The sequence below is a fragment of the Pseudonocardia sp. D17 genome (assembly GCF_036984265.1).
GTDB lineage: Bacteria > Actinomycetota > Actinomycetes > Mycobacteriales > Pseudonocardiaceae > Pseudonocardia > Pseudonocardia benzenivorans.
Genome location: NZ_BPRG01000004.1, coordinates 18,441 through 32,147, shown reverse-complemented (window position 1 = coordinate 32,147; position 13,707 = coordinate 18,441). Strand labels below are relative to the sequence as shown.

Sequence of the window (13,707 nt, the reverse complement as noted above, 5' to 3'; positions counted from 1 at the left end):
CGGCGGCCGGACGCGGACGCTACGGGGTGCGGCCCGGGAACGTCGGGACGACCGGGGTCATGCCGGCGGACGAGCGCCACTGCGCGCAGCGCCCGGTGCACTCCAGCAGCGCGGCGAGCGCGGCCCCGCGCAACGGCAGGTCGACGGTGCGCTCCAGCAGCGAGCGCCACCGCGCCGACGCGTCGGTCTCGGCCACGACGGCAAGTGCGGACGCCGACCTCGAGTCGGTCACCGGGGTCGGCGGGGAGTAGGACGGCAGCGCCGACACCGGCCGGGCGCCGACGTCGCTGAGGGTCTGCTCGATCAGCCCGCGCAGCTTGCGGTGCGCCTCGGAGTCGGCGCGGGCCCGGGCGGCGAGGTCCGTCGGCAGGAAGGCGACGACCAGCGAGTACACCCACAGCGCCGCGTGCTCGGTGGCGAGCACGTCCTGCAGGGCGTCGATCGAGGACTGGTCGATGGTCTTGCGGGTGCCGGAGTCGTCGCCGCTCACGAGAGGACCTCCGCGTACGTGGCGCAGCACGCGACGACACCGGCGACCAGCCCGACGCGCGCGGCCTCCATCGTCGGGACGAGCTTCGCCGCGGCTTCGGCCGACGCCCGCAGCGCGTCGGTGACGGCCTTGGTCGTCGCCGGCGTGGCGGGGTTCGCGGGTGCCGACGTCGCCGGTGCCGCCGACGCCGGGGTGCCGCCCGCGACGCGGGCGACCTCGGCCTCCAGCGCCGCGGCGTGGTCGGCGCGGGCGGTCCTCGCCGGGGTCAGCCGGTCGCCCAGCGCGGGCGCCGCCGTGACGGTCGCGGTGATCAGGTCGACGTCGTCGCGGGCCTGCCGGGCCAGCGCGATCAGCGGGTCCGGGCCGTCGGAGCCGCTGCCCGGGGTGCAGGCCGCGAGCCCGGCACCCGCGGCGGGCACGAGCGCGGCCAGGGCGAGCACGCGCCGCCGCGACAGCCGCTGCGGTCCGGCCGGGAGGGGCTGGGATACCAGGCCGCGGGGTCTCACGGCGGGCCATCCTGCCAGGCCGCCCCCGGCACCCCTCGCGATACCCTTGGCGGCCACCCGGCGGCACGGCGACCGGGCGCCGGCCCGCGACGGCCGTGTGCGACCCGCCGGCCTCTGTCCCGCGTACGTCAGGAGTTGTCCCCAATGCCCACCCCCGACCAGCTCGGCCGGCAGTTGCAGGACGTGCTGGAACCGATCGTCGCCGGCGCCGGGTTCGAGCTCGACGAGCTCGACGTGCGGGCGACCGGCCGTCGGCACACGGTGAAGGTCGTCGTCGACTCGGCCGACGAGGCGGCGGGGGTCAACCTCGACGACATCGCCCGGCTCAGCCGGGCCGCGTCCGCCGAGCTCGACCAGCACGAGCACCTCATCGGCGGGTCCTACACGCTCGAGGTGACGTCTCCGGGCATCGACCGGCCGCTCACCCAGCCGCGGCACTGGCGGCGGGCGTACCTGCGGCTGGTCGAGGTCACCCTGGTCGAGGGTGGCAAGCTGGCCGGTCGCATCGGACGTGCGGGCGAGGACGCGGTCGACGTCCTCGTCGACGGGTCGGTCCGGTCGGTGGCCTATGCCGACGTGGCGAAGGCGCTGGTGCAGGTGGAGTTCAAACAGGCCCCGGAGGCCGAGATCGAGAAGCTCGGCGGGCGTGTGGAGCGGACGGAGGACGAGGTATGAACGTCGACATCGCCGCCCTGCGCGCGATCGAGCGCGACAAGGACATCCCCTTCGACATGGTCCTCGAGGCCATCGAGACGGCGCTGCTCACGGCCTACAAGCACACCGACGGCCACGAGCCGCACGCGCGCATCGACATCGACCGCAAGACCGGGCTGGTCCGCGTGCTGGCCCAGGAGCTGGGCGACGACGGCCAGGTCGCGCGCGAGTGGGACGACACCCCCGAGGGCTTCGGCCGGGTCGCGGCCACGACGGCCCGCCAGGTCATCGTCCAGCGGCTGCGCGACGCCGAGCACGAGCGCACATTCGGCGAGTTCTCCGCCAAGGAGGGCGAGATCATCACCGGCGAGGTGCAGGCCGACTCGCGGGCGAACGCCCGTGGCGTGGTCGTGGTCTCGCTGTCGGGGTCGCAGGCCGAGGGCGTGCTGCCGCAGACCGAGCAGGTGCCCGGTGAGCGCTACCAGCACGGCGACCGGCTGCGCTGCTACGTCCTGGGGGTCAGCCGCGGGCCGCGCGGCACCCAGATCACGTTGAGCCGAACGCACCCCAACCTCGTGCGCAAGCTGTTCGCGCTGGAGGTGCCCGAGCTAGTCGACGGGTCGGTGGAGATCGTCGCCGTCGCCCGCGAGGCGGGGCACCGGACGAAGATCGCCGTCCGGTCCACGGTCCCGGGCGTCAACCCCAAGGGCGCGTGCATCGGCCCGATGGGCGCGCGCGTGCGCGGCGTCATGAGCGAGCTGGCCGGCGAGAAGATCGACATCATCGACTGGTCCGACGATCCGGCCACGTTCGTGGGCAACGCGTTGTCGCCGTCGAAGGTGGTGTCCGTCACGGTGATCGACGCCAAGACCCGCACGGCGCGGGTCGTCGTACCGGACTTCCAGCTGTCGCTGGCCATCGGCAAGGAAGGCCAGAACGCGCGGCTCGCGGCCCGTCTGACCGGGTGGCGCATCGACATCCGCAGCGACTCCGACCCGCGCAACGCGGCCGCCGAGCCCGCCGCGGAGATCGCCGGGGCGACGGGTACGGAGTCGGTCGGCTGATCGGCGACGCGCTACACTCGGATCCGGCTCGCTGCCACGGGCCGTCTCCCGATCGTCCGTCCGCCGGAACCGGTGCTCGCACCGCGTCCGGGCCGGTGCGGACCTGCGTCGGGTGCCGGACCAGGGTGGCGGCCTGCGGTCTGTTGCGTGTCGCCGTGGTCGACGGGGTTCTCACCCCTGACCCCCGGCGGCGGCTTCCGGGCCGAGGGGCCTGGCTGCACCTCGACCCGGAGTGCCTCGACCGTGCCGAGCGTCGCTCGGCGTTCCCGCGCGCACTGCGTGTGCCGGGGCCGCTGGACGTCAGCGCGGTGCGGTCCCACCTTCAGTCCCGAGGGGCGCGGGAGACACCTGCGCCCGACACACCAGGAAGCAAGGTCGACCCGTCATGAGCCAGTCGTGAAGATCGCACCATGAACGTGCTTCGACACTAGGTTCGAGGTCGAGCGGGTCCTGCCGCCCGGCCTCCGGAATTAGAGGAGTGCAGTGGCAGGCAAGGCCCGCGTGCACGAGCTCGCCAAGGAGCTCGGACTCAGCAGCAAACAGGTCCTCAGCAAGTTGCAGGACCTGGGCGAGTACGTGAAGTCCCCGTCGTCGACGGTCGAAGCCCCGGTGGCGCGCAAGCTGCGCGAGTCCGTCGCGGGCGGCGCCAACGGCAACGGCGGCCGCCGCGGCGGCCCCGGCGGTGGCGGACGTCCCCGTCCCGGCTCGTCCCCGGCCCAGTCCGGCGGCGCGCCCACCCCCGGTCCGCGTCCCGGTGGCCCCGGTCCGCGCCCCGGTCCGCCCGGCCCGCGCCCGGCCACCGAGCCGGCCGCCCCCGCGGCGTCGGCCCCGGCCACCCCGGCCGAGGCCCCCTCGCGTCCTTCCGCGCCCGGCCCGCGCCCGGGTCCGCGCCCGGGTCCGCCGCAGCGCCAGCAGCCGGCGGCCGAGTCCGCGCCGGCCGAGGCCCCCTCGCGTCCGGCGCAGCCCGCTCCGGCGCAGCCCGCTCCGGCGCAGCCCGGTGCCGGACAGTCGGGCGGGCCGCGTCCCGGCCCGCGCCGTCAGGAGGCACCCGCCCCGCAGCAGCCCGCTGCCGCGGCGGCCGAGGGTGCGACGGTCCCGCCGCGCCCCCAGGCGCCCAAGCCCGGTCCGCGTACCCCGCGCGTCGGCAACAACCCGTTCGGCGTCGGCTCCGGCGCCCCGCCGCGCCCTGCCGCGCCGCGTCCCGGCCCGCCCCCGCAGCAGGGTGGCGGTTCGGCTCCCGGCCAGGGCGGCGGCGGCCGTCCGGGCGGTCCCGGCCAGGGTGGTCCCCGGCCCGGCCCGCGGCCCGGTGGTGAGGCCGGTCGTGGTGGGCCCCGCCCGCCGTCGCCCGGCAACATGCCGCCGCGTCCGAACCCGGGCATGATGCCCGCCCGTCCCGCCGCGCCGCGTCCCGGTGCGGGTGGTCGTGGCGGCCCCGGCGGTCGTCCGGGTGGCCCGGGTGGTCGTCCCGGCGGTGGCGGCGGCGGTCGTCCCGGTGGCGGCGGCTTCCGTCCCGGTGGCGGCGGTCCCGGCGGCGGTGGCGGTGGCGCCCCGGCCGGTGGTGGCTTCCGCGGTCGTCCCGGTGGCGGTGGCGGCGGTGCGCGTGGCCGCGGCGGTGCCGCGGGTGCGTTCGGTCGTCCCGGCGGCCCGGCCCGCAAGGGCCGCAAGTCGAAGCGGCAGAAGCGCCAGGAGTTCGACTCGATGCAGGCCCCGACGGTGGGCGGCGTCCGCCTGCCCAAGGGCTCGGGCGAGACGATCCGGCTGCCGCGCGGCGCGTCGCTGACCGACTTCGCCGACAAGATCAACGCCAACCCGGCGTCGCTGGTCCAGGTGCTGTTCCACCTGGGCGAGATGGTCACCGCGACCCAGTCGGTGTCCGACGAGGTGCTCGAGCTGCTCGGCACCGAGATGAACTACGTGGTGCAGGTCGTCAGCCCGGAGGAGGAGGACCGCGAGCTGCTCGACAGCTTCTCGATCTCCTACGGCGAGGACGAGGGCGGCGAGGACGACCTGGAGGTCCGCCCGCCGGTCGTGACCGTCATGGGCCACGTCGACCACGGTAAGACCCGACTGCTGGACACGATCCGCAAGACCAACGTCATCGAGACCGAGGCCGGCGGCATCACCCAGCACATCGGTGCCTACCAGGTGGCCACGGAGCTCGACGGCAACGAGCGGCTCATCACCTTCATCGACACCCCGGGTCACGAGGCGTTCACCGCCATGCGTGCCCGTGGTGCGAAGTCGACGGACATCGCGGTCATCGTGGTCGCGGCCGACGACGGCGTGATGCCGCAGACGGTGGAGGCGATCAACCACGCCCAGGCGGCCGACGTGCCGATCGTGGTCGCGGTGAACAAGATCGACAAGGAGGGGGCCAACCCCGCCAAGATCCGCCAGCAGCTCACCGAGTACGGCCTGGTCGCCGAGGAGTACGGCGGCGACACGATGTTCGTCGACATCTCGGCGCGGCAGAACATCAACATCGATCAGCTGCTCGAGGCGATCCTGCTCACGGCGGACGCCGCACTGGACCTGCGCGCCAACCCGAACATGGACGCGCAGGGCGTCACGATCGAGGGTCACCTCGACCGTGGCCGTGGTCCCGTCGCGACGGTGCTGGTCCAGCGCGGCACGCTGCGGGTCGGCGACTCGATCGTCGCGGGCGACGCCTCCGGGCGCGTCCGGCGGATGGTCGACGAGTACGGCGAGGACGTCGAGGAGGCCTACCCCTCGCGTCCGGTGCAGGTCATCGGCCTGACGTCGGTGCCGGGTGCGGGCGACACGTTCCTCGTCGTCGACGAGGACCGGGTGGCACGCCAGATCGCCGACCGGCGTCGCGCCCGCGAGCGCAACGCCGAGCTCGCCAGCCGCCGCAAGCGCGTCAGCCTCGAGGACCTCGACGCCGCGCTGAAGGAGACCAGCCAGCTCAACCTGATCATCAAGGGCGACAACTCGGGTACCGTCGAGGCCCTCGAGGACGCGCTCATGAAGATCGAGGTGGGCGACGAGGTCGAGCTCCGCGTCATCCACCGCGGCGTCGGTGGCATCACCGAGGGCGACATCAACCTCGCCATCGCCGACAACGTCATCGTCCTGGGCTTCAACGTCCGGGCCGAGGGCAAGGCGACCGAGCTGGCCAACCGCGAGGGCGTGGAGATCCGGTACTACACCGTGATCTACCAGGCCATCGAGGAGATCGAGGCCGCGCTCAAGGGCATGCTCAAGCCGGAGTTCGAGGAGGTCGAGCTGGGCCGCGCCGAGGTCCGCGAGGTCTTCAAGTCCTCCCGGTTCGGCACCATCGCCGGTTCGCTCGTCCTGTCCGGCGAGATCCGGCGCAACGCTCGCGGCCGCCTGCTGCGCGACAACGTCGTCATCGCCGAGAACCTGCCGATCAGCTCGCTGCGGCGGTTCAAGGACGACGTGGTCGAGGTCCGCGAGGGCTTCGAGTGCGGCTTCACGCTCGGCAACTACAGCGACATCAAGGTCGGCGACATCGTCGAGACCTTCGAGATGCGCGAGAAGCCGAGGGACTGACCCGGGTGCACCGGCGGCGGCTCCGAGTGGGGCGCCGCCGGTGCGGGTCGCACCGATGTACGTCGGAGCACTGGAGCTCGACGTCCTGCTCGGGGACGTCCACTCCCTCAAGCAGAAGAGGTCGGTCGTGCGGCCGATCATCGCCGAGCTGCGCCGCAGGTTCGAGGTCGCCGTCGCCGAGGCCGGGGACCAGGACCTGCACCGGCGGGCGCTGGTCGGTGTCGCGTGCGTCGGCGCCGACCACAGCCACGTCGTCGAGGTGCTCGACCGTTGCGAGCGGCACGTCGCCTCCCGACCGGAGATCGAACTGCTCTCGGCCCGGACACGCATCATCGGGCCCGAGGACGACTGAGCATCAATGCAGTAGGTCGCGCGCTTGCCGCGCGCGGCACGACATGAGGAGACCGGAGATGGTCGACCAGGCCCGCGCGCGGCGGCTCGCCAAGCGCATCTCCCAGATCGTCGCCGACGCACTGGAGCACGAGGTCAAGGACCCGCGCCTGGCCATGGTGACGATCACCGACGCCCGCGTGACGGGCGACCTGCGCGAGGCCACGGTCTACTACACCGTCCTGGGGCGCACCGTCGACGAGGAACCCGACACCGCGGGTGCCGCCGCCGCGCTGGCCAGCGCCACGGGCGTGCTGCGCACGATGGTCGGCCAGCAGACCGGCATCCGGCACACGCCGAGCCTGGCCTTCGTCCCCGACGAGGTGCCCGGCGAGGCCCGTCGGATGGAGGAGCTGCTCGCCCGGACCCGGGCGTCCGACGCCGAGGTGGCGCGGCTCGCGGCCGGCGCGAAACCCGCCGGCGACGCGGACCCGTACCGGGCTCCGCGCGCCGACGACGACGAGGCCTGATGTCGGCGGCGACCGATAGTCCGGAAACCGATGTCGCCACCGCGGTGGCAGCCGCGGCCGAACTGCTCGGCAGCGCACGCGACGTCACACTGCTCGCCCACGTCCAGCCCGACGCCGATGCACTGGGCAGCGCGCTCGCGCTCGGCACGGTGCTGGCGCGCCGCGGGGCGCAGGTGCGGGTGTCGTTCGGGTCGCCCGCCGGCGCCCCCGAGTCGCTGCGCCCGCTCGACGCCCTCGGCCTGCTCGTCCCACCCGACGAGGTGCCCGCCGCCCCCGACCTGCTCGTCATGTGCGACACGGCGGCCGTCGAACGGCTGGGGTCGCTCGCCGACAGGCTGGCCGCAGCGCGGGCGTCGCTGCTGATCGACCACCACGCGTCGAACCCCGGGTTCGGCGACGTGCAGGTGCTCGACCCGTCGGCGGAGGCGACCGCCGTGCTCGTGCACCGCGTGCTCACCGCGATGGGCGCAGCGATCGACGCGACCGTCGGCGCCTGCCTGTACGCCGGGCTGGTCACCGACACCAGCGGGTTCCGCCGGGCCGGACCGGCGGCGCACCGGATGGCTGCCCAGCTGCTGGAGGCCGGGGTCGACGTGGAGGCCGTGCTGCGGCCGATCAGCGACGACCACCCGTTCTCCTGGCTGGGTGCGCTCGCCGACGTGCTCCACGACGCCCGTCTCGACCCGGACGCGGCGGGCGGGCACGGGCTCGTCTCGGCCGTCGTGCCGGTCGCGCTGATGGAGCGGTTCCGCGTCGAGGAGGTCGACGGCGTCGTCGATCTGCTGCGCACCGCCTCGGAGGCCGACGTCGCCGTCGTCGCCAAGCAGGTCGGACCACGGCGCTGGTCGCTGTCGATGCGCTCGCGCACCGTCGACGTCGCCGCCGCGGCCGTCGCGCTCGGCGGGGGCGGGCACCCACGCGCCGCCGGGGTCACGCTCGACGGCGAGCCCGCCGAGGTGCTCGACCGGCTGAAAGCCGTGCTCGGCCGCTGACCGGCGAGCGGGAGCGGCGACGACGAGGAGGCTGGGTGGAACCCGATCCCGTAGACGCTCCCGTGGCGCGCCCGGCGCGGCCGTTCGACGTCGCGCGCGCGACCGACACGGCGCGCTGGCAGTTCCTGTCCGCGGCGCTGCGCAACCCGGGGCAGATCGGGGCCGTCACGCCGAGCTCCGCGCAGCTCGCGGCGCTCCTCGCCGCGGTCGTGCCGAGGGCGGGTGCGCCCGTCGTCGTCGAGCTGGGGCCGGGCACCGGGTCGGTGTCCGCCGCGATCGACGCCCGGCTCCCGGCGGGGGCGCGGCACCTCGCCGTGGAGCTCGACCCGGTGATGGCGCGCTACCTGCGCCGCACCCGTCCCGGGCTCGAGGTGGTCGAGGCCGACGTCGCCGACCTGGCCGCGCTGCTCGTCGAGCGTGGCGTGGCGCACGTCGACGCGATCGTCAGCGGTCTGCCGTGGGCGCTGTTCGACGTGCAGACGCAGCAGTCCGTGCTGACCCAGGTCGGGGCGGCCCTCGGCCCCCACGGCGTGTTCGCCTCGTTCGGCTACGTGCACGCCCTCCCGATGCCGGCCGCCCGGCGGTTCCGTGACACGCTGCGGGAGATGTTCGACGAGGTGATGGCGACTCGGACGGTCTGGCGCAACCTGCCGCCCGCGTTCGCGTACGTGTGTCGCAGGCCCGCGGCGGTATGACGAGCTCCAGGACGAACCCCGCCGAGGGGCCGGTCCCGGCACGCGAGGTGGCCCGGCTCGCGCTGCCGGCGTTGCCGGTGCTGGCCGCCGAGCCGCTGTACGTGCTCGTCGACACGGCCGTCGTGGGCAGGCTGGGCGCGCTACCGCTGGCCGGGCTGGCCGTCGCCGGTGTGATGTTCGCGCAGGTCACGAGCCAGCTCACGTTCCTGTCCTACGGCACGACGGCGCGGGCCGCCCGGTTGCACGGTGCCGGCAGGCGCTCGGCGGCGGTCGGCGAGGGCGTGCAGGCGACGTGGCTTGCGCTGGCCGTCGGGCTCGTGGTGCTCGCCGTCGGGCAGGTCGTGGCGCCGTGGGTCGCCGGCGCGCTCGGCGGGTCCGGCGAGATCGCCGACGCCGCGGTGTCGTGGCTGCGGATCGCGCTGTTCGGGGCGCCGCTGGTGCTGGTGACGCTCGCCGGCAACGGCTGGATGCGCGGCGTGCACGACACCGTTCGACCGATGCGCTACGTGCTGGCCGGGAACGGTCTCTCGGCCCTGGCCTGCCCGGTGCTGGTGCACGGCATCGGCGGCTGGGACGGCTGGGGGCTCGAGGGCTCGGCCGCCGCCAACGTCGGGGCGCAGGTCGTCGTCGCGGTCCTGTTCCTGGTCGCACTGCTGCGCGAACGGTCCGCCGCGCCCGGCGACGACCCGGTGTCGCTGCGGCCCCACCTGCGGCTCATCCGCGCCCAGCTCGGCCTCGGGCGCGACCTCGTGCTGCGCAGCCTGTCGTTCCAGGCGTGCTTCCTGTCGGCGACGGCCGTCGCGGCTCGGTTCGGTGCGCCGTCGGTCGCCGCGCACCAGATCGTGCTGCAGCTGTGGACGTTCCAGTCGCTCACGCTCGACGCCGTGGCGATCGCCGCGCAGGCGCTCGTCGGGTCCGCGCTCGGGGCCGGGGGAGTGGGCCGGGCACGCGCCGTCGCCGGACAGATCGCGCGCTACGGCACGGTGATCGGCCTGCTGTGCGGGATCGCCTTCGCGGCCCTGTACTTCGTGCTGCCCGGCGTGTTCACCCAGGACGCCGCGGTGCTCGCCGTCGTGCCGGTGGCCTGGTGGTTCTTCGCGGCGCTGCAACCCGTCGGCGGCCTGGTCTTCGCGCTCGACGGGGTGCTGCTCGGCGCGGGCGACGCGGCCTACCTGCGGACGACGACACTGCTGTCGGCCGCCGTCGGCTTCCTGCCGATGATCTGGCTGTCGCTGGCGTTCGGGTGGGGGCTCGCGGGAATCTGGACGGGACTGAGCCTGTTCATGCTCGGCCGCCTCGCCGCCGTGACGCTCCGGACGCGCTCGGGACGCTGGGCCGTCGCGGGGGCGGTCCGCCCCTGAGCGCAGCGCTCCCGGCGGCAGCCATCCGAGCAGCCGCCGCGCTGCCCCGGGATCCGCCGGGCGCAACCTCACTGCTCGAATCCGCGCCCGGGAGGACCGTGGGGTTGCGCTCGACGTCTGGTGCGCAACGTCTCTGCTGCTGGGCGGGCCGGCTCGCGGCACCGGCCCGGCGGGCGGGTGCCGTCGTCGACCGGGGCGCGCTGCTCGACGAGGTCTGCGGCGCCCCGGGCCCGGGCGTGCGGAGCGGACCCTGGATGCGCACGTGGGGTCGTCGCGCGCGAGCCGGGCCGTCCGCGGGCCGTCCGCACGGTCCGCGGGGTGGGGTACCGGTCGAGCCGTCGAGCCCGACAGGGGAGGATCGCGTCCCGTGCCCGGACTCGTGATCGTCGACAAGCCCGCGGGGTTCACCTCCCACGACGTGGTGGCCCGGCTGCGCCGCATCCTGCGCACCCGCAAGGTCGGCCACGCCGGCACGCTCGACCCGATGGCCACCGGCGTCCTGGTGTGCGGCGTCGACCGGGGCACCAAGCTGCTCGGTCACCTGGCGCTCGACACCAAGGCCTACACGGCCACCATCCGCCTGGGGGTCGCGACCACCACCGACGACGCCGAGGGCGAGCCCACGGGGGGTGCCGACGCCGCGGCCGTCGACGAGGCCGTCGTGCGGGCCGGGATGGCCGCGCTGACCGGCGCGATCGAGCAGCGCCCCAGCTCGGTGAGCGCCATCAAGGTCGACGGCAGGCGCGCCTACGCCCGGGTCCGTGCGGGCGAGGACGTCGTGCTGCCCGCCCGCCCGGTCACCGTCTCGGAGTTCACCCTCGACGCCTTGCGCCGCGGCCCCGGCGTCACGGACCTGGACGTCACGGTGTCGTGCTCGTCAGGGACCTACGTCCGGGCGCTGGCCCGCGACCTCGGCGCCGGGCTCGGGGTCGGCGGGCACCTGACGGCGTTGCGCCGCACCAGGGTCGGGCCGTTCACGCTCGAACACGCCAGGACCCTCGAGGACCTCGAGGCCGATCCGGGGCTGTCACTGGGGCTCGACGACGCCGTCGCCGTCGCGTTCCCGCGTCGCGACGTCGACGAGGCCGCCGCGGCCGACCTCTCGCACGGCCGCCCGCTGCCGCCGGCCGGGCTGACCGGCACGTACGGGGTCTTCGCGCCCGACGGTCACGCGGTCGGCCTGGTCGCCGACCGGGACGGTTCGGCACGTCCCGTCGTGGTGCTCGCCCCGGCCGGGAGCGGGGCCGCGACGGCGGGTCCGTAGGCTTCGGCCCGTGCAGCGCTGGCGGGGACTGGAGGCGGTGCCGACGGGCTGGGGCCGCAGTGTCGTGACGATCGGCATCTTCGACGGCGTCCACCGGGGCCACCAGAAGTTGATCGGCCGTGCCGTCGACCTGGGCCGCGGCCTCGGGCTGCCGACGGTGCTGGTCACCTTCGACCCGCACCCGGCCGAGCTCGTGCGGCCCGGCAGCCATCCCGCGCGGCTCACCAGCCTCGCGCGCCGCTCCGAGCTGGTCGCCGACCTCGGTGTCGACGCGTTCTGCGTGCTGCCCTTCACCGCGGAGCTGTCGCGGCGCACGCCGGCGGAGTTCGTCCACGACATCCTGGTCGACCGCCTGCACGCCGCGGTCGTCGTCGTCGGGGACAACTTCACCTTCGGTTACAGGGCCGAGGGCGACGTGACGATGCTGGCCGAGCTCGGCCGCCGCTTCGGCTTCTCCGTCGAGGGCTACGGCCTGGTCAGCGAGGCCGACGTCACCCTGTCGTCGACGTTCGTGCGCGCATGCATCGACGCGGGCGACGTCGAGACCGCGGCCGCCGTGCTCGGCAGGCCGCACCGGATCGACGGCGTCGTCGTGCACGGCGACCAGCGGGGACGCGACCTGGGCTACCCGACCGCGAACGTCGCGGCGCCGCCCTACACCGCGCTGCCGGCCGACGGCGTGTACGCGGGCCGGTTCCTGCACGCGGGACGCGCGCTGCCCGCCGCGATCTCCGTCGGCACCAACCCGACGTTCTCCGGCCGGGAGCGGACCGTCGAGGCGTACGTCCTCGACGTCGAGGAGGACTTCTACGGCCACGAGGTCTCCGTCGAGTTCGTGCACCGGCTGCGCGGCATGGAGAAGTTCGACAGCATCGAGGCACTGGTCGAGCAGATGGGCCGCGACGTCGAGCAGACCCGGGAGCTGCTCTCGCGCTGACGTGGCCCGGGGGTGGACGGCACGGGAGTGAACGGCTCGGCGGTGAATTGCTCCGAACGGCCCACGCGCCGCGGCCCGCACTGTCAGCATTCGGCCATGACCGACGATCGAGCCGACGCCGAACGCATCGGCGCCGCCCGCGACCGCCAGCGTGAGCTCTACGGCGCGCCGGTGGGCGAGCGGGTCCGCCGGATCACCGCAGGCCTGGACATCACGCAGGGCAGGCTGGCCCGCACGCTCGGGCTGAGCCCGGCGATGCTCAGCCAGCTCGTCAGCGGTCGCCGGGTCAAGATCGGCGACCCCGCCGTCCTCGCCCGGCTGATGGCGCTCGACGCCGCCGTCCCCGCCGGTCCCGGCACGCCGCCGCCGGCCGAGGAGGTCGAGGCCCTGCTCGGACGGGTCCGCGCCGCTCGCCCGGGCTGGACGCCGGGCCCGGACCTGCTGCCGGTCCGGTCGCCGGACGACGCCGCGGCGGCGGTGCCGCACCAGGTCCCGGCGTCGGCGGGGCGGGGTGCGACGGTGCACCGGCTGCACCCCGGTCGCCGGCCGGTGGCCGCGTTCGACCCGCGGCCCGGGCCCGCCGGTCCGGCCGACGTGTCCGGCGCGACCGCCCCGGGCGCACCCGTCGCGCCGGTCCCCGGTGCCGCGGCCGAGCCCGCGGGGGCCCGGCACGCGGCCGCCGCCGCGCTGCGGGCGGTCAGTGGCCCGGCGCGCCTCGTCGCGGCCGCCGCGGTGCTCGACGGTGCCTTCCCCGAGGTGGCCGACGTGCTGCGCTGCGCCGCCGTGCACGGCCGCTGACCAGGCCCGTCGCCGGAGACCGCGGCGCGGGCGCGGCCTGGCGGGCGGCACCGGGCCGAACGCGGCCGCACGGTACGCACTGGTAGCCTGACACGTCGGGTACGGCTGCGGTCCGTGGCGGCCGACCCGGAGCTTCCGCCGCCGGCCGCACCGGCCGAGCGAGCACCCGCACGGCACAGAACACCGAGGAGTACCACCCGTGGCTCTCGACGCCGCACAGAAGAAGACCATCCTGGACGCCTACGGCGTCCACGAGGGCGACACCGGCTCGCCCGAGGCGCAGGTCGCGCTGCTGACCAAGCGGATCAGCGACCTGACCGAGCACCTCAAGCAGCACAAGCACGACCACCACTCGCGGCGGGGGCTGCTGCTCATGGTCGGCCGCCGCCGCCGGCTGCTGAAGTACCTGGCGTCGGTCGACGTGTCGCGGTACCGGTCGCTCATCGAGCGCCTGGGCCTGCGCCGCTGACCCACCGCCGCCCGGGGCCCGAACGGTCCCGGGCGGCGCGGCACCACCGAGCGACTCGGTGAGCCACTCCGACAACTCAACAC

At 75.2% G+C, this 13,707-nt stretch carries 15 protein-coding genes; 13 read left to right on the top strand and 2 right to left on the bottom strand.

All coding sequences use genetic code 11. The features are described 5' to 3' along the window. Window positions 1-19: 19 nt before the first annotated feature. Both PSD17_RS00200 and PSD17_RS00195 read right to left on the bottom strand, forming a co-directional pair. Window positions 20-490, bottom strand: a complete 471-nt coding sequence (locus tag PSD17_RS00200) for a ferritin-like domain-containing protein (RefSeq protein ID WP_013676737.1) — start codon at window positions 488-490, stop codon at window positions 20-22. Next, a complete protein-coding gene (locus tag PSD17_RS00195) occupies window positions 487-996 on the bottom strand; it encodes a hypothetical protein (protein ID WP_339120819.1) in 510 nt (169 codons plus the stop codon). Before PSD17_RS00195 ends, PSD17_RS00200 begins: the two co-directional genes overlap by 4 nt. Before the next feature lie 144 nt (window positions 997-1,140). Between PSD17_RS00195 and rimP the strand changes: the two genes are divergently transcribed. The 13 genes from rimP (at window position 1,141) to rpsO (ending at window position 13,624) form a co-directional block, all read left to right on the top strand. Beyond that, window positions 1,141-1,671 carry a ribosome maturation factor RimP gene (rimP, locus tag PSD17_RS00190; protein ID WP_013676735.1) on the top strand — a complete coding sequence of 177 codons (531 nt, stop codon included), beginning with the start codon at window positions 1,141-1,143 and terminating at the stop codon, window positions 1,669-1,671. After that, window positions 1,668-2,714 carry a transcription termination factor NusA gene (gene nusA, locus PSD17_RS00185; RefSeq protein WP_013676734.1) on the top strand — a complete coding sequence of 349 codons (1,047 nt, stop codon included), beginning with the start codon at window positions 1,668-1,670 and terminating at the stop codon, window positions 2,712-2,714. Before rimP ends, nusA begins: the two co-directional genes overlap by 4 nt. Further along, entirely contained in the window at window positions 2,615-3,103 is a 489-nt protein-coding gene (locus tag PSD17_RS00180; protein ID WP_325051364.1) for a YlxR family protein, read from the top strand. The genes nusA and PSD17_RS00180 overlap by 100 nt, the downstream gene beginning before the upstream one ends. Window positions 3,104-3,197: 94 nt before the next feature. Next, a complete protein-coding gene (gene infB, locus PSD17_RS00175; RefSeq protein WP_339120816.1) occupies window positions 3,198-6,248 on the top strand; it encodes a translation initiation factor IF-2 in 3,051 nt (1,016 codons plus the stop codon). Between the two features lie 55 nt (window positions 6,249-6,303). Further along, a complete protein-coding gene (locus tag PSD17_RS00170) occupies window positions 6,304-6,600 on the top strand; it encodes a DUF503 domain-containing protein (protein ID WP_013676732.1) in 297 nt (98 codons plus the stop codon). Between the two features lie 58 nt (window positions 6,601-6,658). Continuing rightward, entirely contained in the window at window positions 6,659-7,108 is a 450-nt protein-coding gene (gene rbfA / locus PSD17_RS00165) for a 30S ribosome-binding factor RbfA (RefSeq protein WP_103383506.1), read from the top strand. Continuing rightward, complete coding sequence (locus PSD17_RS00160; protein ID WP_339120814.1) at window positions 7,108-8,100, top strand: DHH family phosphoesterase; 993 nt, start codon at window positions 7,108-7,110, stop codon at window positions 8,098-8,100. The genes rbfA and PSD17_RS00160 overlap by 1 nt, the downstream gene beginning before the upstream one ends. A 35-nt stretch (window positions 8,101-8,135) precedes the next feature. After that, the gene (locus PSD17_RS00155; RefSeq protein WP_339120813.1) at window positions 8,136-8,795 is read left to right on the top strand and encodes a class I SAM-dependent methyltransferase; all 660 of its coding nucleotides are present in this window, start codon (window positions 8,136-8,138) and stop codon (window positions 8,793-8,795) included. Further along, window positions 8,792-10,156: an MATE family efflux transporter gene (locus tag PSD17_RS00150; RefSeq protein ID WP_339120812.1), complete on the top strand. Its 1,365-nt coding sequence runs from the start codon at window positions 8,792-8,794 to the stop codon at window positions 10,154-10,156. The genes PSD17_RS00155 and PSD17_RS00150 overlap by 4 nt, the downstream gene beginning before the upstream one ends. A gap of 367 nt (window positions 10,157-10,523) precedes the next feature. Further along, window positions 10,524-11,420, top strand: coding sequence for a tRNA pseudouridine(55) synthase TruB (gene truB / locus PSD17_RS00145; RefSeq protein WP_339120811.1), 897 nt, complete (start codon window positions 10,524-10,526; stop codon window positions 11,418-11,420). Window positions 11,421-11,430: 10 nt separating this feature from the next. Continuing rightward, window positions 11,431-12,357, top strand: coding sequence for a bifunctional riboflavin kinase/FAD synthetase (locus PSD17_RS00140; RefSeq protein ID WP_013676726.1), 927 nt, complete (start codon window positions 11,431-11,433; stop codon window positions 12,355-12,357). 96 nt (window positions 12,358-12,453) lie between these two features. Then, window positions 12,454-13,155 (top strand): helix-turn-helix transcriptional regulator, encoded by a 702-nt coding sequence (locus PSD17_RS00135; protein WP_339120810.1) that lies wholly within the window; start codon window positions 12,454-12,456, stop codon window positions 13,153-13,155. Between the two features lie 199 nt (window positions 13,156-13,354). Beyond that, window positions 13,355-13,624, top strand: coding sequence for a 30S ribosomal protein S15 (gene rpsO / locus PSD17_RS00130; protein ID WP_013676724.1), 270 nt, complete (start codon window positions 13,355-13,357; stop codon window positions 13,622-13,624). Window positions 13,625-13,707 lie beyond the last annotated feature (83 nt).